16 protein-coding genes are annotated in these 20,892 nt (G+C 69.3%); 6 read left to right on the forward strand and 10 right to left on the reverse strand.

Annotated elements, in window-relative coordinates; all coding sequences use genetic code 11:
- The first annotated feature begins 1 nt into the window (after window position 1).
- On the forward strand, window positions 2-1,177 hold the full coding sequence (locus D3H34_RS24595) for an MFS transporter (RefSeq protein ID WP_119556877.1): 1,176 nt from the start codon (window positions 2-4) through the stop codon (window positions 1,175-1,177).
- A gap of 25 nt (window positions 1,178-1,202) precedes the next feature.
- Here the strand turns inward: D3H34_RS24595 and D3H34_RS24600 are convergent, their stop codons facing one another.
- Genes D3H34_RS24600 through D3H34_RS24615 form a run of 4 tightly spaced genes read right to left on the reverse strand, consistent with a single transcriptional unit; the run spans window position 1,203 to window position 4,400 of the window.
- The gene (locus D3H34_RS24600; RefSeq protein ID WP_119556860.1) at window positions 1,203-2,243 is read right to left on the reverse strand and encodes a S49 family peptidase; all 1,041 of its coding nucleotides are present in this window, start codon (window positions 2,241-2,243) and stop codon (window positions 1,203-1,205) included.
- A gap of 1 nt (window position 2,244) precedes the next feature.
- Window positions 2,245-2,613 (reverse strand): Rieske (2Fe-2S) protein, encoded by a 369-nt coding sequence (locus D3H34_RS24605; RefSeq protein WP_119556861.1) that lies wholly within the window; start codon window positions 2,611-2,613, stop codon window positions 2,245-2,247.
- Window positions 2,614-2,623: 10 nt separating this feature from the next.
- A complete protein-coding gene (locus tag D3H34_RS24610; RefSeq protein WP_119556862.1) occupies window positions 2,624-3,307 on the reverse strand; it encodes an HAD family hydrolase in 684 nt (227 codons plus the stop codon).
- Entirely contained in the window at window positions 3,300-4,400 is a 1,101-nt protein-coding gene (locus D3H34_RS24615; RefSeq protein WP_119556863.1) for an RluA family pseudouridine synthase, read from the reverse strand. The genes D3H34_RS24610 and D3H34_RS24615 overlap by 8 nt, the downstream gene beginning before the upstream one ends.
- Window positions 4,401-4,948: 548 nt before the next feature.
- Between D3H34_RS24615 and D3H34_RS24620 the strand changes: the two genes are divergently transcribed.
- Window positions 4,949-8,158, forward strand: a complete 3,210-nt coding sequence (locus D3H34_RS24620; RefSeq protein WP_119556864.1) for an Rne/Rng family ribonuclease — start codon at window positions 4,949-4,951, stop codon at window positions 8,156-8,158.
- A 65-nt stretch (window positions 8,159-8,223) separates the two neighbouring features.
- Here the strand turns inward: D3H34_RS24620 and D3H34_RS24625 are convergent, their stop codons facing one another.
- A complete protein-coding gene (locus D3H34_RS24625) occupies window positions 8,224-9,102 on the reverse strand; it encodes a LysR family transcriptional regulator (RefSeq protein ID WP_119556865.1) in 879 nt (292 codons plus the stop codon).
- 110 nt (window positions 9,103-9,212) lie between these two features.
- On the opposite strand from D3H34_RS24625, the gene D3H34_RS24630 reads away from it, so the two are divergent.
- Window positions 9,213-10,778 (forward strand): MFS transporter, encoded by a 1,566-nt coding sequence (locus D3H34_RS24630; RefSeq protein WP_119556866.1) that lies wholly within the window; start codon window positions 9,213-9,215, stop codon window positions 10,776-10,778.
- 30 nt (window positions 10,779-10,808) lie between these two features.
- Here the strand turns inward: D3H34_RS24630 and D3H34_RS24635 are convergent, their stop codons facing one another.
- The 4 genes from D3H34_RS24635 to hemC are packed head-to-tail and all read right to left on the reverse strand — an operon-like array spanning window position 10,809 to window position 14,945.
- On the reverse strand, window positions 10,809-12,092 hold the full coding sequence (locus tag D3H34_RS24635; RefSeq protein WP_119556867.1) for a heme biosynthesis protein HemY: 1,284 nt from the start codon (window positions 12,090-12,092) through the stop codon (window positions 10,809-10,811).
- 7 nt (window positions 12,093-12,099) lie between these two features.
- A complete protein-coding gene (locus D3H34_RS24640) occupies window positions 12,100-13,206 on the reverse strand; it encodes a uroporphyrinogen-III C-methyltransferase (protein ID WP_119556868.1) in 1,107 nt (368 codons plus the stop codon).
- Window positions 13,203-13,973 (reverse strand): uroporphyrinogen-III synthase, encoded by a 771-nt coding sequence (locus tag D3H34_RS24645; RefSeq protein WP_119556869.1) that lies wholly within the window; start codon window positions 13,971-13,973, stop codon window positions 13,203-13,205. Before D3H34_RS24645 ends, D3H34_RS24640 begins: the two co-directional genes overlap by 4 nt.
- Window positions 13,974-13,991: 18 nt before the next feature.
- On the reverse strand, window positions 13,992-14,945 hold the full coding sequence (hemC, locus tag D3H34_RS24650) for a hydroxymethylbilane synthase (RefSeq protein ID WP_119556878.1): 954 nt from the start codon (window positions 14,943-14,945) through the stop codon (window positions 13,992-13,994).
- 57 nt (window positions 14,946-15,002) lie between these two features.
- Between hemC and ppc the strand changes: the two genes are divergently transcribed.
- The 3 genes from ppc to D3H34_RS24665 all read left to right on the forward strand — a co-directional run bounded on the left by ppc (window position 15,003) and on the right by D3H34_RS24665 (window position 19,883).
- Window positions 15,003-17,849, forward strand: a complete 2,847-nt coding sequence (ppc, locus tag D3H34_RS24655; RefSeq protein ID WP_119556870.1) for a phosphoenolpyruvate carboxylase — start codon at window positions 15,003-15,005, stop codon at window positions 17,847-17,849.
- A 25-nt stretch (window positions 17,850-17,874) separates the two neighbouring features.
- Entirely contained in the window at window positions 17,875-18,417 is a 543-nt protein-coding gene (locus tag D3H34_RS24660) for a hypothetical protein (RefSeq protein WP_119556871.1), read from the forward strand.
- 209 nt (window positions 18,418-18,626) lie between these two features.
- A complete protein-coding gene (locus tag D3H34_RS24665; RefSeq protein ID WP_119556872.1) occupies window positions 18,627-19,883 on the forward strand; it encodes an MFS transporter in 1,257 nt (418 codons plus the stop codon).
- A gap of 13 nt (window positions 19,884-19,896) precedes the next feature.
- On the opposite strand, the gene D3H34_RS24670 is transcribed toward D3H34_RS24665, so the two are convergent.
- A complete protein-coding gene (locus D3H34_RS24670; protein WP_119556873.1) occupies window positions 19,897-20,832 on the reverse strand; it encodes a LysR family transcriptional regulator in 936 nt (311 codons plus the stop codon).
- Window positions 20,833-20,892 lie beyond the last annotated feature (60 nt).

Consider the following 20,892-nt stretch of genomic DNA (forward strand, 5'->3'; position numbering starts at 1 on the left):
GGTGGCATCGGGCGTCACCGCCGGCACGCGCTGGGCATCGCGTGCCCAGTTCTTCGCGTCGGGCTTCATCTTCGCGACCTGGGGCGTGCACGTGCCGACGGTCAAGGCGCACTACGCCATCGACGAGGCGCAGCTCGGCCTCGCCATGCTCGCGGCCGGTGCCGGCGCGATGGTCGGCCTGACCAGCGCCGGGCGCTGGATCGGCCGCCACGGCCCGCGCCGCATGGCCGCGCTGTGCGGCTGCATCTACGCACTGCTGATTGCCGGCCTGATCGCGATGCCCGGCTATGCCGCATTGCTGGGCCTGCTGGCAGTGTTCGGCCTCGTCACCAGCGTGTTCGACGTGGCGATCAACACCGAGGCCGCGCAGCTCGAACTGCGCGGCGGCCAGCCGCTGATGAGTGGCATGCACGGCATGTTCAGCCTCGGCGGCATGGTCGGCGCCGCGAGCGGCAGCGCAGCGCTGGCCGCCGGCATGGCTGCGCAGACTCACTTGTGGACGGTGGCCACGGTGATGATCGCGTTGGTCGCGATCGCTTCGACACGCATGCTGCCCACGCCGGCAGCACCCGCCGACGGTGCGGCGGCGTCGGACCGCGGCTTCCGGCTGCCGCGCGGCGTGCTCGCGGTGCTTGGCGTGCTGGCCGCGCTGGGGCTGATCGCCGAGGGCGCCATCTACGACTGGAGCGTGCTCTACATGCAGCAGGAGCTGGGCAGCCCGCAGCAGCAAGCCGCGCTGGCCTATGCGAGCTTCTCCGCGGCGATGGCGGCTGCGCGCTTCGGCGGCGACGCGATGCGTGCCCGCTTCTCGCCCACCGCCCTGCTGCGCGGCAGCGGCGTGCTCGCTGCGGTGGCCATGACGCTGGTGTTGCTGACCGACCTGCCCTGGCTCGCGTTGCTGGGCTTCGCGGGCGTCGGCGTCGGGTTCGCGAACGTGGTGCCGATCCTGTTCGGGGCCTCGGCCCGCGTGCCGGGCGTGGCGCCCGCCAACGGCATTGCCGCCGTGTCGGCCATCGCCTATCTGGGATTCATGGCCGGGCCCGCGGTGATCGGCCTGCTGGCGCGGGTCAGCTCGCTGACCGCCGCGCTGTATGTGGTGGTGGCCTTTGCCGCTGCGCTGGCGGCTTCGGCCCGGTTCACGGGCAGCGGCGACAGCGCCGCTGGAAAAGAAGAATAAGAAGGCGCGCCGCGCTCGGCGCAACTCAGCGCAGCGCCGGCGAGGTCTTCAGCGCGCCCACCGAAGCTGCGCCCATGGCCGCGCCGAACTTCTTGGCCAGCTTCTCTGCCACGTTGTCGCGGCGCGTGTAGTCGATGACTTCCTCGGCCTTGATCACCTCGCGCGCCACGAAGTCGACGTTGCCCAGCTGGTCGGCCAGGCCGAACTCGACGGCCTGTTCGCCGCTCCAGAAGAGGCCGCTGAACAGGCCCGGGGTGTCGAGCTTGAGGCGGTCGCCGCGGCCGGCCTTCACCACGTTGATGAACTGCGTGTGGATCTGGTTGAGCATCGACTGGGCATGCGCGCGCTGCGCGTCGTTCATCGGGCTGAACGGGTCGAGGAAGCCCTTGTTCTCGCCGGCCGTCAGCAGCCGGCGCTCGACGCCGACCTTCTCCATGACGCCAGTGAAGCCGAAGCCGTCCATCAGCACGCCGATGCTGCCGACGATGCTGGCCTTGTCGACGAAGATCTTGTCGGCGGCAGCGGCGATGTAGTACGCCGCCGAGGCGCAGGTTTCTTCCACCACCGCGTAGACCGGCTTCTTGTGCTTGGCCTTCAGGCGCTTGATCTCGTCGTTGATGATGCCGGCCTGCACCGGGCTGCCACCGGGCGAGTTGATCAGCAGCACCACACCCTTGGCACCTTCGTCCTCGAAGGCGGTCTTCATGGCGGCGATCACGAACTCGGCGCTGGCGTCGCCGCCGTTGGCGATCTCGCCCTTGATCTCGACGACGGCCGTGTGGGCCGTGGTCTTGGCGGTGCTGGGCGTGCTGCGCGACAGCGCGAACCAGGCCAGGAACACGAAGAAAGCCAGCCAGCCCAGGCGCACGAAGGTCTTCCAGCGGCGCGAGGCCTTCTGTTCATTCAGGGAGGCGAACGCGAGTTTCTCGAGCGTGGCGCGCTCCCACCCGGGGCGCTGCGTGGGATCTTGGGCCATGGTGTTGGGGCTGTCTTGAGATGTCGTGAGGGGGGCAACCGGTTCCAGCGGTTCGAAACCTTGTGGTTCCCTGCGGTTCGAATCGGTCATGTCAGAAGGAAAGAGGTTGGAGGTTCCAGTCAGTATGCCAGTGCACCACGCCGTCTTCTTCGCTCAGCGCGATCTTCACGAGCCCGCCGCGACACGGCCCGCCGGCGCACTCGCCGGTGTCGGGCTTGTAGACGGCGCCGTGGGTGGCGCACAGCAGCCACTGCCCGGTGTCGTCGAAGAAACGGTCGGGCTGGAAGTCCATCTCCATCGCCACGTGGCTGCAGCGGTTGAGGTACGCATGCGGCAGGCCCTCGAAGCGCACCGCGAAGGCGCGACAGGTTTCGCCGCCGTGGACCACGTCGAAAGGCACGGCATTGCCTCCCTCGACCAGGTCCCGGGCATTGCACAACGGAATGCGCTGCTCGCTCATGCGGCGACCCTCAGGCGTTGTCGAGCAGCCAGGCCTGCAGCTCGGCGATCGACTGCGCCACGTACAGCGGCTTGAATTCGTCGAAGGTCGACGACGCGTGCGCGCCGAAGCCCACGCCCACGCTGGCGCAGCCGGCGTTCTGCGCGAGCTGCAGGTCGTGCGTGGTGTCGCCGATCATCAGCGTGCGCTCGGCCGGCACCTCGAGCTCCTCCATCAGTTCAAGCAGCATGCGCGGATGCGGCTTGCCGAAGGTTTCGTCGGCGGTGCGCGAGGCGTCGAAGCGATCGCGCAGCGCCACCGTCTTCAGGGCTTCGTTCAGGCCGCGGCGCGACTTGCCCGTGGCCACAGCCAGCTTGTGGCCGCGCGCGCGCAGCGCGTCGAGCATCGGCAGCACGCCGTCGAACAGCACGAGGTCGTCCTGGTGCTGCAGGAAGTGATAGCGGTAGCGGGCGCCGAGCTCGGGGTACTTTTCCTTGGGCACGTCGGGCGCCGCACGTGCAAGCGCCTCGGCCAGGCCCAGGCCGATCACCCAGGCGGCATCGTCCTCGCTGGGCTTGGCGCCACCGACATCGACCACGGCCGCCTGGATGCAGCGCACGATCAGGCGGGTGGAGTCGTAGAGCGTTCCGTCCCAGTCGAAGGCGATCAGGTCGAAGCGAGGGGAACGTGCAGGGCGGGCGGAAGAATCAGTCATGGGCCGTGGGTGTGGGGTGGTGGGCCATCGCCTCGAGCGCGGCAGGCGACATCAGCGCATGCAGCTCGGGCGGCAGTCCGGCCTGCAGCGCAATGCGCTCGCCGCTGGCCGGGTGGTTGAATTGCAGCCGCCACGCATGCAGGAACATGCGCTTGAGGCCGAGTTTGTGCAGGGCGCGCTGGCGGTCGGACTCGCCGTACTTGTCGTCGCCGGCAATCGGATGCCCGGCCGACGCCAGGTGCACGCGGATCTGGTGGGTGCGCCCGGTCTTGATGGTCACCGCCAGCAATGACAGCGGCGTGGCGTCGCCCGGCAGGCTGAGGCGGGCCAGCACCCGCACCAGCGTGACGGCGCGCATCGCGTCGGGGTGGTCCTTGGCAACCACGCGCACACGCCGCTCGCCGGCACCGGCGCCCGAACCGTCGGGCAGCAGGTACTTGGCGAGTGGCGCGTCGAGCACCTTCTTGTTGGCGGGCCAGTCGCCTTCGACCAGCGCCAGATAGGTCTTGCCGGTTTCGCGCTCGCGGAACTGGTCTTGCAATGCCACCAGCGCGCTGCGTTTCTTGGCGACCAGCAGGATGCCGGAGGTTTCGCGGTCGAGCCGGTGCACCAGTTCGAGGAACTTGGCGCCCGGGCGCGCCGTGCGTAATTGCTCGATCACGCCGAAGCTCACGCCGCTGCCACCGTGCACCGCCACGCCCGCGGGCTTGTCGATGGCCAGCACGGCCTCGTCTTCGAGCATCACCGGAAACTCGCGCGCCGGCGCGGGCGGTGTGGCGCCCTCTTCCGCGCGTGGCGAAATCCGCACGGGCGGAATCCGGACCACGTCGCCATCTTCAATGCGGGTGTCGGCCTGGGCGCGGCCTTTGTTGATGCGCACCTCGCCCGACCGGATGATCCGGTAGACGTGCGTTTTCGGCACGCCTTTCAGATGGCGAAACAGAAAATTGTCGAGTCGCTGACCTGCGTACTCGGCGTCGACGGTCAGTAACTGGATGGCGGCGTGCGGGGTGCCGGTCTCGGCGCCCGCCTGTCGATCTGCGGGATTTGGAGCCCCCGCGGGGCTTTTCTTCGCACCTATAATGTTTTTCACCAGCGCGGTCGTGTAAGTGCTTGATTAGACAGAAGTTTAGAGCACTGACGACCATGCTGTGAGGTCGATGCCGCTTTGGCGTCCAGCCCGCAAACCCCGCGCAATCGCGCAAAGTGGCAGGCCAGGCACCCAAGTCAAGCCGACACCCACGAAACACCGATACGGAATACCCAGCCTGCAGCTTCCAAGCTGCAGGCGGATCGAAGCGAGTCCCTTGTTGTGTTGATGCTGCTGATTCAAATATGCCTGTGCTGGTCGACCTGGTTTCGACCAGTCGCCTCAGGCATTGAATCGCCCGCAGTGCGCGCCACCCCTGCGCAACCAGTTATCAAAAAGATAGCTACCCAACACCGAATCTGGCTCGCGCCCATCCACGCGCCCCCACCCCGGCTGTCTTCTTGAGCTGACGCTCGAGAAGCCTGCTCGCGCCTGGCGCGGCAGTTACAGCATCCGGGGCCAAGCGGCAATTCCCTGGTTTCGCGGGCGTCGTCCGTGCATCGTTGGCTCGTCAAGGGCCGGTAGAACGATACATATAAGGACAACGCATCATGAAGCGGATGCTGATCAATGCCACGCAGGCCGAAGAACGCCGCCTGGCCATCGTCGACGGGCAGAAACTGCTCGACTACGAAATCGAAATCGAAGGGCGCGAACAGCGCAAGGGCAACATCTACAAAGCGGTCGTGACCCGCGTCGAGCCTTCGCTCGAAGCCTGTTTCGTCGACTACGGCGAAGACCGCCACGGCTTCCTGCCGTTCAAGGAAATCTCCAAGCAGTATTTCGCCGAAGGCGTGTCGGCCAGCCAGGCCCGCATCCAGGACGTGATCCGCGAAGGCCAGGAACTCACCGTCCAGGTCGAAAAGGAAGAACGCGGCAACAAGGGCGCCGCCCTCACCACCTTCATCTCGCTGGCCGGCCGCTATGTCGTGCTGATGCCGAACAACCCCCGTGGTGGTGGCGTGTCGCGCCGCATCGAGGGCGACGACCGCGCCGAACTCAAGGAGGCGATGGACCAGCTCGAGTACCCGAAGGGCATGAGCATCATCGCGCGCACCGCCGGCATCGGCCGCTCGGCGCCCGAACTCCAGTGGGACCTGAATTACCTGCTCAAGCTCTGGAGCGCCATCGACGGCGCGGCCAAGGGCGGCAAGGGCGCCTTCCTGATCTACCAGGAATCGTCGCTCGTGATCCGCGCCATCCGTGATTACTTCAATCACGACATCGGCGACATCCTGATCGACACCGACGACATCTACGACCAGGCGCAGCAGTTCATGGCGCACGTCATGCCCGAGCATGCCGCCCGCGTGAAGCGCTACCGTGACGACGCGGCGCTGTTCAGCCGCTTCCAGATCGAGCACCAGATCGAATCGGCCTACGCCCGCACCGTGCAGCTGCCCTCGGGCGGCGCCATCGTGATCGACCACACCGAAGCACTGGTCTCGGTCGACGTGAATTCGGCCCGCGCCATCAAGGGCGGCGACATCGAAGAAACCGCCACCCGCACCAACCTCGAAGCCGCCGACGAAGTGGCCCGCCAGATGCGCCTGCGCGACCTGGGCGGCCTGATCGTCATCGACTTCATCGACATGGACGAGTCGAAGAACCGCCGCGAAGTCGAAAGCCGCCTGCGCGACGCGCTGCGGCAAGACCGCGCCCGCGTGCAGTTCGGCTCGATCAGCAAGTTCGGCCTGATGGAAATGAGCCGCCAGCGCCTGAAGCCGGCGCTGTCCGAAGGTTCGTCGATCCCCTGCCCCCGTTGCGGCGGCTCGGGCCACATCCGCGACACCGAATCGAGCGCGCTGCAGATCCTGCGCATCATTCAGGAAGAGTCCATGAAGGACAACACGGCCGCCGTGCATGTGCAGGTGCCCGTGGAAGTCGCCTCGTTCCTGCTGAACGAAAAGCGCCCCGAAATCGCCAAGATCGAGCTCAAGCAGCGCGTCACCGTGCTGATGGTGCCGAACAAGACGCTCGAAACGCCGAACTACAAGCTCGAGCGTCTGAAGCACGACGATCCGCGCCTGGACCACATCGAAGCCAGCTACAAGATGGCCGACGAGATCGAGGACCCGACCTCGGTCACGCGCCGCTCGCAAGAGCCCACCAACAAGCAGACGCCGGTCATCAAGGGTGTGCTGCCCGACGCACCCGCGCCGGTGGTGCCGCCCAAGCCCGAAGCGGTGCGCGCTGCGCCTGCTCCCGCACCGGTGGCTCCGCCCGTGGTGGCCGCACCGGCCCCGGCACAGACCGGCTTCATGGCCTGGATCAAGAGCTTCTTCGGCGGCGCCTCGCCGGCGCCCGCACCGGCTCCCGCTCCCACCGCCATTCCGGTCGAAGCACCGAAGCCCCGCCGCGACGGCGGTCGCCCGGGCCGTGACGGCGAAACGCGCGGTGCGCGCGGCGCCGACGGCGAACAGCGCCGCGGCGGACGCGGCGGCGAAGGCCGTGGCGAAGGCGGCGGCCGCTCGGGTGGACGCGACGGCGACCGCCGTGGCGGACGCGGCGGCGAGCGCCGTGAAGGCGGCGAACGCCGCGGCGAGGCTCGCAACAACGAGCAACGCAACGACAGCGCCAACCCGGCACGCGAGCAGCGCGAACCCCGTGAAGCACGTGCCCCGCGTGACGGCGAACAGCGCCGTGGCGGTCGCGGCGAGCGCCGCGAAGGTGGTGAAGGCCGCAACGCGCCGGCCGAAGCCCTGCTCGACGGCAACCTGAACCTCGACGCCCAGCAACAGCAGCCGGCACCCGGTGCTGATGAAGGTGGCAACGCTGCAACGGAACGCGCACCGCGCGCCCGCGGCGAACGCCGTGAACGTGGTGAGCGCGGCGAACGTGGTGAACGTGGCGGCGAACGCAACGAGCGCGGTGAGCGCAACGGCGACGCGCAACAGCCACGCGACGAAGCAGCCACCGCCGGCGACGGCGAGCGCCAACCCCGCAACGGCCGTGGCGACGAGTCGCGCGGTCCGCGCGGTGAGCGCAACGACGGTCGCCGCGAGCGCCGCAACGATGCACCCACGGCCAATGACGGCGAAGCACGCGTGGCCGAATCGGCTGTCGCTGGCGATGCCGAGCAAGGCAGCAACGAGCAGCAGGCACCGCGCCGCGAAGGCGACGAGCGCCGCGGCCGTTCGCGTGACCGCTACGGCCGCGACCGCCGCGAACGCGGTCCGCGCGACGAGGCCGGCAACGGTGGCAACGAAGCCAATGCCGCGGAAGCCGCACCGGTCGCCGAAGGCGCCGTGGCTGCCGAACGCCAGCCGCAGCAACAGCAACTGCCAGTGGTGGCAGAAGTCGCGGCAGTGGCTGTGGCGGCCACCGCGACGGAAGTGCGCGAACCCGCGCCGCAAGTGCAGGAACAGCCGCGCTTCGAGCGCCCCGCTGCGCCCGCACCAGCACCTGTCGCTGCGCCCATCGTGGTCGAAACGGCGGCCAAGCCCGCAGCAGCAGTGCCGGCCGGCAACGGCCGCGCACTGCCCAAGGTGCAGCCCTTCGAACTGCCGCTGAGCGAACTCGCGCAGATCGCCGAAAACTCGGGCCTGCAGTGGGTCAATTCGGACGCCGAGCGCATCGCGCAAGTGCGCGCCGCGATCGCTGCCGAGCCGAAGCCGGTCCACGTGCCGCGCGAACGCCCGCCCGTGATCGTGATCGACGAAGGTCCGCTGGTGCTGGTCGAAACCCGCCGCGACCTCGGTTCGATGTCGCTGCCGTTCGAGCAGCAACAGCAGCCGCAGGAACAGCAGCGCTCGCTCTGAGCCCCTGCTTCCCGCAAATGAAAACGGCGCCTTCGTGGCGCCGTTTTTTTTGACCTCGCGCTTCTTCAGGCCTGCGGCAGCAGTGCCTCGACACCGGGCAATTCCGGCATCTCCAGGATCAGTTGCCCGAAGCGGCAGGCACAAGGCGTCTTGCCGTTCTCGCTCCAGATCAGCGAGAAGTTCACGCTCGGCAGCGGCGGCAGGCCGTAGCGGCCATCGACGATCTTCATGCCCGGCTCGACCTCCTCGCGCGTGAGCACCGTCACGGCAAGCCCCGCCAGCACCGCCGCGCGAATGCCCTGCGGGCTGGCCGAGGTGAAGACCACGTGCCAGTCGAGCGATGCAAGGTCGAGCGCCGACCCGGCCACCTGCCGGTTGACGCAGGGCTTCGGAAAGAACGCCAGCGGCAGCGACGCACCCTTCGGCGCCTCGAAGGCCTCTGCCGCCGCCCAGACCAGCTGGGTGCGCCGCAGGCAGGTGCCCTCCACCACGTCGGGCGGCGACATCACGACCGCGAGGTCGAGCTCGCCGGCGCGGATCGCCGCGCGCAAATCCATGTGCATGCTCACGCAGACCTCCATGCGCACCGACGGGAACCCGCGCGCGAACTGCGACAGCAGCGGCGGGAGCCGATCACCCATGAAGTTGTCCGGCACGCCGAAGCGCACCACGCCCGAGATCGGCGAGGGCTGGAAGCGCTGCGTCATGGCATCGAGCGTGTCGAGGATCTGCTGGGCGTAGCGCAGGAAATCCTCCCCGTCTTCGGTCACCGTGAGGCGGCGCGTCGTGCGGTGCAGCAGCGGACGGCCCACCTGCTCCTCGAGCTTGCGGATCTGGTGGCTGATGGCCGACTGGGTCAGGTGCAGGCGCTCGGCGGCGCGCGTGAAGCCACCGGTTTCCTTGACGGCCACGAAGGCGCGCAACAGCGTGGGGTCGAAGTCCATGGCGAAGACAGATAAATGATGTTCCCTAATGAATTCTAGGAAATCAAATCATTTCCATCATGAAGAGGGTTTCAACAGAATCGGCCGCACCTCTTCTGGAAAGCTGCTCGATGTCTCTCTCTCATGCCGGCAAGAACCGGATCGCCCTGTCCGCGGTCTGCCTCATTGCCCTGATGTTCGGCCTGGAAATCTCCAGCGTGCCGGTCATTCTTTCCACGCTCGAAAAGTCGCTGCACGGCGACTTCAGCGACATGCAGTGGATCATGAACGCGTACACCATCGCCTGCACCACGGTCCTGATGGCCGCCGGCACGCTGGCCGACCGCTACGGCCGCAAGCGCGTGCTGATCGTCGGCGTGGTGCTGTTCGGCGCCACCTCGCTGGCGTGCGGCATCGCGGGCAACGCGCCGGTGCTGATCGTCAGCCGCTTCCTGCAGGGCCTGGCCGGCGGCGCGATGCTGATCTGCCAGCTGGCGGTGCTGTCGCACCAGTTCCAGGAAGGCAAGGAGCGCAGCAAGGCCTTCGCCATCTGGGGCGTGGTGTTCGGCATGGGCCTGGGCTTCGGGCCGATCGTCGGCGGGGCGATCGTCGCGCTGTCCAGCTGGCAGTGGGTGTTCCTGGTCCACGTGCCGCTGGCCGTGGTGGCGCTGGCGCTCGTGTTGGGCAGCGTGGAAGAGTCCAGCGACCCCGACGCGAAGCGGCTCGACCTGCCGGGCATCGTCACGCTGTCGCTCGCGGTGTTCGGCCTCACGTACTTCATCACGCAGGGGCCGGGCCTGGGGTTCGCGAGCCCCGTGGCCGTCGGCATCGGCGTGGCGACGCTCGTCTGCTTCGCGGTCTTCCTGTGGGTCGAGAAGATCAATCCGCACCCGATGTTCGACTTCTCGGTGTTTCGCATCCGCAACTTCTCGGGCTCGATCGTCGGTTCCATCGGCATGAACTTCAGCTTCTGGCCGTTCATGATCTACCTGCCGATCTACTTCCAGAGCGGCCTGGGCTACGACGCCGTCACGGCCGGCTCGGCGCTGCTGGCCTACACGCTGCCCACGCTCGTGCTGCCGCCGCTGGCCGAGCGCCTGTCGATGCGCTACCGGCCCGGCGTGGTCATTCCGGCGGGGCTGTTCGTGATCGGGCTCGGCTTCATCGCCATGCGCTGGGGCAGCGGCGTGGCGAGCGCGAGCTGGCTCACGCTGCTGCCCGGCTGCCTGCTGGCCGGCATCGGGCTGGGCCTGACGAACACGCCGGTGACCAACACCACCACCGGCTCGGTGTCGAGCGCGCGCGCAGGCATGGCCTCGGGCATGGACATGAGCGCGCGGCTGATCACGCTGGCCGTCAACATCGCGCTGATGGGGTTCATCCTGCTCGAAGGCATCCACTCGCACCTGAAGAGCACCTTGTCCACCTCGCTCGATGCAACGCAACTGCGCGCGCTGGCGGAGAAGGTCGCGGCGGGCAGCTTCGCGTCGCTACCGGAGAGTTTTCCCGTGCTGTCGCAGGTCGACCCATCGGGCGCCGCCGTGCATGCGGCGCTGATCGACAGCTTCGAGTGGGTGATGCTCTACGGCGGCGTCGGGGTCTGGGTGCTGGCCGGCTTCAGCCTGTGGATCTTCGGCAGCGGCAAGTCTGCGGCGCGAACGACGGGTCTGGCTGCCAAGGAATCCGCGTGCTCCTGATGCCAAGGCGCGCGGCAGGACCGAAAAAGCTCAGAGGGTGTCGACCTGCGCCGCGCGCTTCCACGCGTCGGCCGCCTGCGCGTGGTCTTCGCGCGCCTCGGCCAGTTGGGCCAGCGCGAGCCAGGCGCGACGGTAGAGATCGGGGTCTTGCAGTCCCAGCCCGGCCTGCGTGAGCAGTTGCTGGGCCTTGCCCCACAGCTGGCGCTTCATGCAGGCCATGCCGGCAAGGTACTGCAGGTTGGCGTCGCGCGGGTTGTTGCGTTGGGCGCTCTCGATGCGCGCGAGCCAGTCGGCGTCGACCGAGTCGAGCCCCGCCTCAAGCGCACGCGTGAGCTTCACGCGCAACGCATCGCCGAGGCCGCGCGGGTTCGCCACCATGCGCTCCCAGGCCGGCAGCAGCCAGCCGCGCGCCAGTGCCAGGTCGCCGCGCAGCGCGACCATGCGCTGGGCGGCGTGGATCGCCACTTCGGGCATCTGGCGTTCGGCGGAATCCAGCTCGGACCAGGCGCGCAGCAATTGCGCCGGATCGTGCGCGCCGGTCAGCAGCTCGGTCGCGAGGCCGCGCACGATGCTTTGCGCTGCTGCTTCGGAGAAGGCACGGTGCTTGGCCAGCAGGCGCGCGGTGTCGAGCGCCTCGACCGTGCGACGGTCCTGCCGCGCGGCCTTGAGCCGCAGCCGCAGTGCCAGCGTGCGCCGCTGTGCGCCTTGCGGCAGTTCTTCGAGCCGTGCGAGCGCACCCGTGGGGTCGCGGTCGTCGAGTGCCCAGCGTGCAGCACGCAGCTGCACACCCTCGCGGGTTTCCGGGCTCGCGAGCACGGTGCGGTCGGCGCTTTCGTTGAGGGCCTGCTGCAGGTGGGCGTCGCGCGCCGCCTTGTCCTGCAGGGCCTGCGCGCTTTCGGCGGCCAGCAGGTGCGACAGCACCCGCACCTGCTGCGCCTGTGGCAGTTCGGCGCCGAGCGCGGCCAATGTCTTTTCCTGCGTGAGCGCGGCCTGCGCGGCCTTGCGTGCGCGCGAGAAGCGGCCGGCGATCAGCTGCACCATCGCATCGAGCAAGGCGGAGTGCAGCATGCGTTCCTTCTGCTGCAGCCGCCAGTGGCGCGCCTGCGTGGGCAGCGAGAACAGCGCCGCGAGTGCGCGCAACGCGACATGCAGCAGCACGAAGGTCAGCAGCAGGATCACGAGCACAAGGTTCAGCGAGAGATCGACCCGCCACGGCGGCCAGAACACGGTGATCGTGCCCTGGTTGTTGCCGGCGAACAGCGCCACCGCCGCGGCGACGGCGAACAGTGCGAGGAGCCAGATTGCAGCGCGCATGAACGGATCAGCGTCCTGCGGCCGCGGTGGTCAACGCCGCGAGCGTGTCGTCGATGCGCACGGGTTCGGTGCTGCGCACGAGCTGCTGCAGTTGCTGCAGTTGCGTGGCGGCGGCCTGCGTGCGGCGCGAGGCCGGATCGAAATAGCGGTTGAGCGACGTGGCCACCTGGGCCAGTTCGCCGCGCGCGGCGTCCATCTGGCGCGACAGCAGCGACAGCCGCGCATTGAGCAGCTTGAGCTTGAGGTTCTCGCGCAGGAAGTACGACTGCTCGGGCGCCAGCAGCACCGCCTCGGGGCTCTGGATGCGACCGACGCGCACCAGCGAGCGGGCCTCGCCGCGGATGGTCAGCAGCACACGCTGCCACCACGGTGCGTCGGCGGGAATGGGTTCGGGCCGCCACGCGTTGACGCCGGTGCCGCGCACAGCCACCGCGTTCAGCGTGGGCAGGTCGTCCACGCCGCGCACCAGTTCGTCGAGCTTTTGCAGGGCTTCGGCGCTGTCGGTGCTGGCGCTGCTGCGCAGGCGGTCGGCATCGCGCTGCATGGCGCGCTGCACGGGTGCCAGACGGGGCTGCGCGGCACGTGCGATGCGCAGGTCGCCGGCCTTGAGTGCGGCGAGCAGCGGCTCAAGGCTGCCGGTCACCTGCGCCTGCTGCAACGCGAGGCGCACGGCGGATTCGATGTCGATCACGAGGTTCTCGTCGCGCGAACGCGAGAGGCTTTGAATGAGTTCTTCCAGTTGCGAGCGCTGCAGCGTGACTTCGGCCACGCGGGTCTCGATGAGCGCCACGCGGGCGGCGGCGTCGCGCACGGTGTCGCTCGCCTGGCGGGCCAGCGTGCGCGCTTCCATCGACTGGGCGGTGGCCTCGGCACTCTGGCGCGCGAGTTGTTCCTTCATGCCGCCGACCTTCTGCCACAGCGCGAGGGTCGACAACAGTGCGCCCAGCGCCACGAGAGCCACGAGGCCCATGCCGATGCGCGCCAGCAGGGTGGCCGCGGCGGCCTGGGCGGCGGGCGTCTGGTGCGGCGCCACCGTGGCGGGCACATGCGCCGTGGGTTGCGCCGTGGGGGCGGAAGGGGGAGAAAGGTCGTCGGACGGGGACGCGGCGCTCATGCCAAGGATTCTATCGACGCGATCAGCGCTTCCCGCAGGGGTGTGCAGACACGCAACGCCCCGAAACCCGCGGCCTGCGCGGCTTCGCCGATGCGGGCGTGGGTGACGATGGCACGCGCGGCCTGCCATGACGTGCCCGGCAGCGCGCGCTGCAGGTTGCCGATCGCCTCCGAGCTGCTGAAGAGCCAGATGCCGTGTCCAGCGGCGGCCTCGGTCGCGATGCGGCGCTGTGCACCGTCGAGCACAGGCGACAGGCGCCGGTAGGCCACGACGGTGTCGCGCACGCCGCCGGCGGCATCGATCTCCCGCGCGAGCCATTGGCGGCCGGCCGGCTGGCCGGCCTCGTCGCCGCCACGCACGATGAGCACGCGCACGCCCGGCGACACCTGCCCCTGTGCCAGAGCCCACAGCGCCTCGGAGTCGAAGCGCGTGGCGCCGGGCGGCGGTGCGTCGATGGCGGCGGGCGGCACGCCGGCACGCAGCAGCGCGCGCTCGGTGCCGGGGCCGGTGGCCCAGAAGCGGCAGCCGGCGAGTGCCGAACTGTCGCGGTGCTGGAAGAAGTGGTCGACGGCGGTCGCGCTCACGAACATGAGCGCCGCGTAGTCCGCGAGCCGCGCCCACGCAGCGCGCAGCGGTTCCGCGTCGAGCGCGGGCGCGATGGCGATCAGCGGCAGCGCCACGGCCTCGAGACCGGCCGACTGGAAATCACGAACCCACGCATCCGCCTCGCGCGCGGGCCGCGTGACGATGACGGGCCCCGTGCTCATCGCTCGGTGCCCTCGCGGTCAGTGGGCACCGGCGTCGCGCAGCAGGCCGGCAGCGTGCACGCCGAGGGCGTCGGCCCCCGTGAAGTCGCCGGCCTCGGCCTGGGCCTGCACGCGCACCAGCGGCGCATCGCCTTCCGGGTCGCCCCAGGCGGCATCGATGCGCAATGTGCCGTCGGCCTGCCGACGCGCATGGGCCGCGAGCGGCATGGAACAGCTGCCACCCATCGCACGGCTCACGGCGCGCTCGGCGGTGGTCGAGAGCCAGTCGCCGCGGTGCGCCAGCGGCGCCAGCAGGTCGATCAGGTCCTGGCGGTCGGCGCGCACCTCGATGCCGAGGGCGCCCTGCCCCGCGGCCGGCAGCATGGTGTCGGGGTCGAAGGCGACGCGGATGCGGTCTTCGAGGCCCAGCCGCTTGAGCCCGGCCGCCGCGAGCACGATGGCGTCGTAGTGGCCTTCGTCGAGCTTGCGCAGGCGGGTGTCGAGATTGCCGCGCAGCGGTTCGATGCGCAGGTCGGGCCGCTGCGCGCGCAGCAGCACCACGCGGCGCAGGCTCGACGTACCGACCACCGCGCCCTGCGGCAGCTCGGCCAGCGAGGCGTAGCGCGGCGACACCAGCGCGTCGCGCGGGTCTTCGCGCTCCAGCACGCAGGCCAGCGTGAAGCCTTCGGGCAGCTCCATCGGCACATCCTTGAGCGAATGCACGGCGATGTCGGCGCGCCCTTCTTCCAGCGCGAGTTCGAGTTCCTTGACGAAGAGTCCCTTGCCGCCGACCTTGCTCAGCGTGCGGTCGAGGATCTGGTCGCCGCGGGTGGTCATGCCCAGCAGGCTGACGGTGTGGCCGCGCTCTTGCAAGAGCGCTTGCACGTGCTCGGCTTGCCACAGGGCCAGCCGGCTTTCGCGCGTGGCGATCACGATATTGCTCAAGATCGCTCCCAAAAAGTACGTGGTTTCTGACCTCCGGAATGCTAGCATGTTGCGCCGCAGCAACGGAGGCGGCGCGTCCATTCAAGTCCCCAGGAACAACATCGAATGAAAGCCAGCAAGACTCCTGCATCTCCCGCCAAGCGCCGCCAGACCGAAGACCAGCCATTGATCGACGACATCCGGCTGTTGGGCCGAATCCTCGGCGACGTGATCCGGGAGCAGGAGGGCGACGAAACCTACGCGCTGGTCGAGAAGATCCGCACCCTCTCCGTGTCGTTTCGGCGCGACGCCGACCAGGCCGCCGACCGCGCGCTGAAGAACCTGCTCAAGGGCCTGAGCGCCGCCGAAACGGTGCGCGTGATCCGTGCCTTCACCTACTTCAGCCACCTGGCCAACCTCGCGGAAGACCGCCACCAGATCCGCCGCCGCACCGAAGCCGAGCGCGAAGGCGTGCAGGCCGACGGCGACCTGCAGACCGCCCTCGTGCGCATCCGCAAGGCCGGCGTGAAGCCCGACGACATCGTCGCCTCGCTGGCCCACAGCTACGTGTCGCCCGTGCTCACCGCGCACCCGACCGAAGTGCAGCGCAAGAGCATCCTGGACGCCGAGCGCGCCATCGCCCTGCTGCTGACCACGCGCGACGAAATCAAGCTGCGCCAGCACGCCTATGCCGGCGGCAAGGACGCGCTCTCGCCCATCGAGCTCGCCGACAACGAAACCCAGGTGCGCATCCGCGTCACGCAGATCTGGCAGACGCGCCTGCTGCGCTTCTCCAAGCTCACGGTGGCCGACGAGATCGAGAACGCACTGAGCTACTACGAAGCCACCTTCCTGCGCGAGATCCCGCGCGTGTACGCCGACCTCGAGAAGGCACTGGCACAAGGCGGCCACGCGCCCTCGGTCGCGCCCTTCCTGCGCATGGGCCAGTGGATCGGCGGCGACCGCGACGGCAACCCCAACGTCACGGCCGAGACGCTCGAGTACGCGCTGAGCCGCCAGTCGGAACTGGCGCTGCGCCACTACCTCACCGAGGTGCACTACCTCGGGGGCGAGCTGTCGCTGTCGGCCACGCTGGTCGATGTGTCGGTCGAGATGCATGCACTGGCCGAGCGCTCGCCCGACACCAGCGAGCACCGCAAGGACGAGCCCTACCGCCGCGCGCTCACCGGCGTGTACGCGCGCCTGGCGGCCACGCTGCGCGAGCTCACCGGCGGCGAGGCCGCGCGCCATGCGGTCGCACCGCAGAACCCGTATGCCAATGCCGAGGAGTTCCTGGCCGAGCTGCGTACGCTCGAGGAATCGCTGGTCGAGAAGCACGGCGACGTGCTCGCCGCGCCGCGCCTGCGCCCGCTGATCCGCGCGGTGGAAGTGTTCGGCTTCCACCTTGCCACGGTCGACCTGCGCCAGAGTTCCGACAAGCACGAAGCCGTGATCGCCGAGCTGCTGGCCACCGCGCGCATCGAGCCCGCGTATGCCTCGCTGGCCGAAGAGGCCAAGCAGACGCTGCTGCTCAAGCTGCTGGACGACGCGCGCCCGCTGCGCGTGCCCGACGCCGACTACTCGCCGCTCGCGAAGAGCGAACTGGCCATCTTCGCGGCGGCCCGCACCGCGCGTGCGCGCTACGGCGTGGCGGCCATCCGCCACTACATCATCAGCCACACCGAAACGGTGAGCGACCTGCTCGAAGCGCTGCTGCTGCAGAAGGAAGTGGGCCTGCTGCGCGGCGCGATGGACAGCAACGCGACCTGCGACCTGATCGTGGTGCCGCTGTTCGAGACCATCGAAGACCTGCGCAACGCCGCGCCCATCGTGCGCGCCTTCTACGCACTGCCGAACATCCAGGCGCTCATCGAACGCTCGGGCGCCGAGCAGGACGTGATGCTCGGCTACTCCGACAGCAACAAGGACGGCGGCATCTTCACCAGCAACTGGGAGCTGTACCGCGCGGGCATCGCGCTGGTGTCGCTGTTCGACGAGCTGAACAAGAAGAAAAAGAACCCGATCCGCCTGCGCATGTTCCACGGCCGCGGCGGCACGGTGGGACGCGGCGGCGGCCCGAGCTACCAGGCCATCCTGGCGCAGCCGCCCGGCACGGTGCGCGGCCAGATCCGCCTCACCGAGCAGGGCGAGGTCATCGGCTCGAAGTACGCCAACCGCGAGATCGGCCGGCGCAACCTCGAGACGCTGGTGGCCGCCACGCTCGAAGCCACGCTGCTGCCGCAAGGCAAGTCGGCGCCGGCGAATTTCCTCTCGGCCGCTGGCGAACTCTCCGCCGCGAGCATGGGCGCCTACCGCAAGCTGGTGTACGAGACCCCGGGCTTCGGCGACTACTTCTTCGGCTCGACGCCGATCCGCGAGATTGCCGAGCTCAACATCGGCTCGCGCCCCGCCTCGCGCAACCCGAGCCACAAGATCGACGACCTGCGTGCGGTGCCGTGGAGCTTCAGCTGGGGCCAGTGCCGCCTCACCCTGCCGGGCTGGTTCGGCTTCGGCTCGGGCGTGGAGCAGTTCCTGGCCGCCGCCGGCAATGCCGCGGGCCGCAAGGAACGCCAGGCGCTGCTGCAACGCATGTACGCGCAGTGGCCGTTCTTTCGCACGCTGCTGTCGAACATGGACATGGTGCTCGCCAAGAGCGACCTCGCGCTGGCCTCGCGCTATGCCGAGCTGGTCACCGACCGCAAGCTGCGCCAGAAGGTGTTCTCGATGATCGAGGCCGAATGGCAACGCACCTCCGACGCGCTCACGCTCATCACGGGCGCCAAGCAGCGCCTGGAGGGCAATGCCGAGATGCAGCGCTCGGTGCGCCACCGCTTCCCGTACATCGACCCGCTGCATCACCTGCAGGTCGAGCTGATGCGGCGCTACCGCGCGGGCGACGGCGGCGAACGGCTGCAGCGCGGCATCCACATCTCGATCAACGGGGTGGCGGCAGGCCTGCGCAACACGGGCTGAGGCCGATCGGAGCCACGCACAGCGCATGACGAAGATCCAGTTCCGCCGCCGCGTCATCGTGGCGATCCTCCCGTGCGTGGCCGTGGCGGGCGCCGTCGTGCGCCACTACGCCACGCCCGGCACCACGCTGCGCGACATCGCCACGCTGCTGATGGTGCTGTGGGTGCCGATCATCGGCAACGTGATCGCGTGGCTCATCGGCAAGCTGCCGCGCCGCGCGCCGAAGGAAGCACAGCCTGCGGGCTTCGATGCGCTGCCCGTGTTCACGCCGCACCTCGCGGTGGACCTGACCTTCCGCCGGCCCACGGTGCCATCGCAGGATGTGCCGCTGGGCCCCGGCGAATACCGGGGCGCGCTGGTGCTCGACAACGAAGGCTTCTCGGTGCGGTGGCGCGTGCCGCACGGTGCATCGATAGCGCGCGGCACGCCTGTCGCGCTCGACATCGAGTTCCTGTCGCCGGCCGTCGCGCAGCCGAAGTTCGCGCAGGGCACGGCGTTCCGCGTGCTGGTCGACGACGCGTTCGTGGCCGATGGACTGGCGCTGCAGTCGCGCGCAGACCACACCTAGTTTCGACCGCATGAAAACGGTGATGGCGAAAGACGCCATTGCCGCGCTCCCTAGTGGCTTCAGCCACCAAAGGGGTCGATTGTTCGCCTCAGGGAAACTGTCTACTGCTCCACCGCCCCTTGGTCGCGAGGCGGCCGGCTCGCACACTCCAATGCCCTCTTACCGGCATTGGCGCTTTCATCGCCGATGCGTTCAAGGACTGCATCTCCATGATGAATTCTTCCGGCAGCAACCCCTGCATCGACGACCTGGCGGCGCCCGCGCGTGACGCCGCCCCGGTCGCGCCCGCCACCCGCTCCGCGTGGCTCGCGGTCGGCTCCATCGCCGTCGGCACCTTCGCGATGGTCTCCACCGAGTTCATGCCCATCGGCCTGCTCACCGACATCGCGCGCGGCCTGAACGTGTCCGACGGCACGGCCGGGCTGATGATCACGATGCCCGGCGTGCTCGCGGCCTTCGCCGGTCCGGCGCTGATCGTCGCCTCGGGCCGGCTCGACCGGCGCACGGTGCTGATCGCGCTCACGCTGCTCTTGATCGGCTCGAACCTGCTGTCGGCGTTTGCGCCCAACTTCGCGACGATGCTGGTCGCGCGCCTGATGCTCGGCCTGGCCGTGGGCGGCTTCTGGACCTTCGCGCCGGCCGCCGCCACGCAGCTGGTGCCCGACGCCTCGAAGGCACGCGCCATGTCGCTGGTGCTGGCCGGCGTATCGGCCGCCACGGTGCTCGGCGTGCCCGCGGGCTCGTGGCTGGGCTCGATGTTCGGCTGGCGCGCCTCGTTCGCCGTGACCGGCGCGCTGGCCGCGGCGGTGCTGCTGGTACAGCTGTGGCTCTTGCCCGCCATTCCGCCGCAGCGCGCCATCGGTGCACGTGACCTGCTCACGCCGCTCACGCGCCGCATGGCGCAGGTCGGCCTGCTCGCGGTGCTGTTCTTCATCGCCGGCCACTTCGGCGCCTACACCTACCTGAAGCCGCTGCTGCAACAGGTGTTCGGCCTGCCGGACAGCGGCGTCTCGACGCTGCTGCTGGTCTACGGCGCCGTGGGCTTCATCGGCACCTTCCTCGGCGGCAGCCTGGTGGCGCGCAGCGTGCGCGGCACCACCCTGCTGGCGGCGCTGATGCTCGCGACGGCGCTGCTGCTGTCGACGCTGATCGGCACGGGCATGGTCGCCGGTGCGGTCGTGGTGGTGATCTGGGGCGTGGCCTTCGGCCTGATCCCGGTGGCGCTCACCGGCTGGATGATGGAAGCCGTGCCCGACGCGCAGGAAGCCGGCCAGGCCCTGCTGGTGACGGGCTTCCAGGTGGCGATCGCCTCGGGTGCGCTGATCGGCGGCCTGATGGTCGACAGCCGCGGCATCTCGTCCGCGATGGTGCTCAGCGGCGTGCTGGTGCTGATCGCTGCGCTCATCGTCGGCACGCTGGGCCGCGCACGCGGCGGTGCGGCGCCGCTCGCAGCCATTCCGGAATAAGCGGTTCCAGGTTCTAGCGGCGGCCGGGCTTCTTGCCGGCCGCCACGATCGCCTCGAGCACCGTGCGCAGCGCCTTGTTGAGCGGCTTGTCGCGACGGATCACCACCGCCAGCGTGCGGTGCATGCGCGGGGCGAGGCGGCTGGCCTTCAGCGCCGGGTGGGCACCACGCCCCGCCATCGACATGCCAGGCACCAGGCCGTAGCCCAGCCCCGCGGCCACCATCTCCTTCATCGCCTCGACGCTGCCCAGCTCCATCACGGGTTGCGGCTGCAGCCCTTCGGCGGCAAACCAGCGATCGACCAGCTTGCGCGTGTTGGCCGCAGGCTCGAAGAGCACCAGCGGCAGCGTCGCCAGGTCGGCCGGCGTCACCCGGGCCTTGAGCGGTGCGAGGTCGGCCCGGCCGATGGCGACGAACTCGTCGTCGCACACCGGGATCACGCTCAGCGAACGACCGGCGGCGGGCAGCGTGACCAGCGCGAGATCGATGCTGTTGTCCTCCACCTTGCGCACGTATTCATCGGTGTTGCCGGTGCTCACCACCACGCTGAGCGCGGGGAATGCCTCGCGCAATTGACGCAGCACCGCCGGCAAAAAGTACAGGCAGGCCGTGGCGCCCGTGCCCAGCCGCACGCGGCCCGTGACCCCGCGCGCATGGTCTGCCACCGCGTCGATGGCGTTCTCGACCGCCGCCTCGATCTGCGGCACGTGGCGCAGCAGCTCCGCACCCGCCGGCGTGGCCCGCGCGCGCTTGCCGACGCGCTCGATCAGCCGCACGGCGAGCCGGCGTTCGAGCTGGCGCACCTGCAGACTCACGGCCGGCTGCGACAGGCCGAGCCGGTCGGCCGCGGCAGAGAAGCTGCCGGTTTCGATCACCAGGCCGAAGGTGGCGAGCTGGTCGAGGTTGAGGTTTTTTTCGAACGTACTCAAAGTATTTCTTATGCCTTGCATAGGTGGGCCAAGCTTCACTTATCGATGCTGGCCCGTCAAGATCGGGCCATGTCCTCCCCC

The sequence above is a fragment of the Acidovorax cavernicola genome, assembly GCF_003581445.1.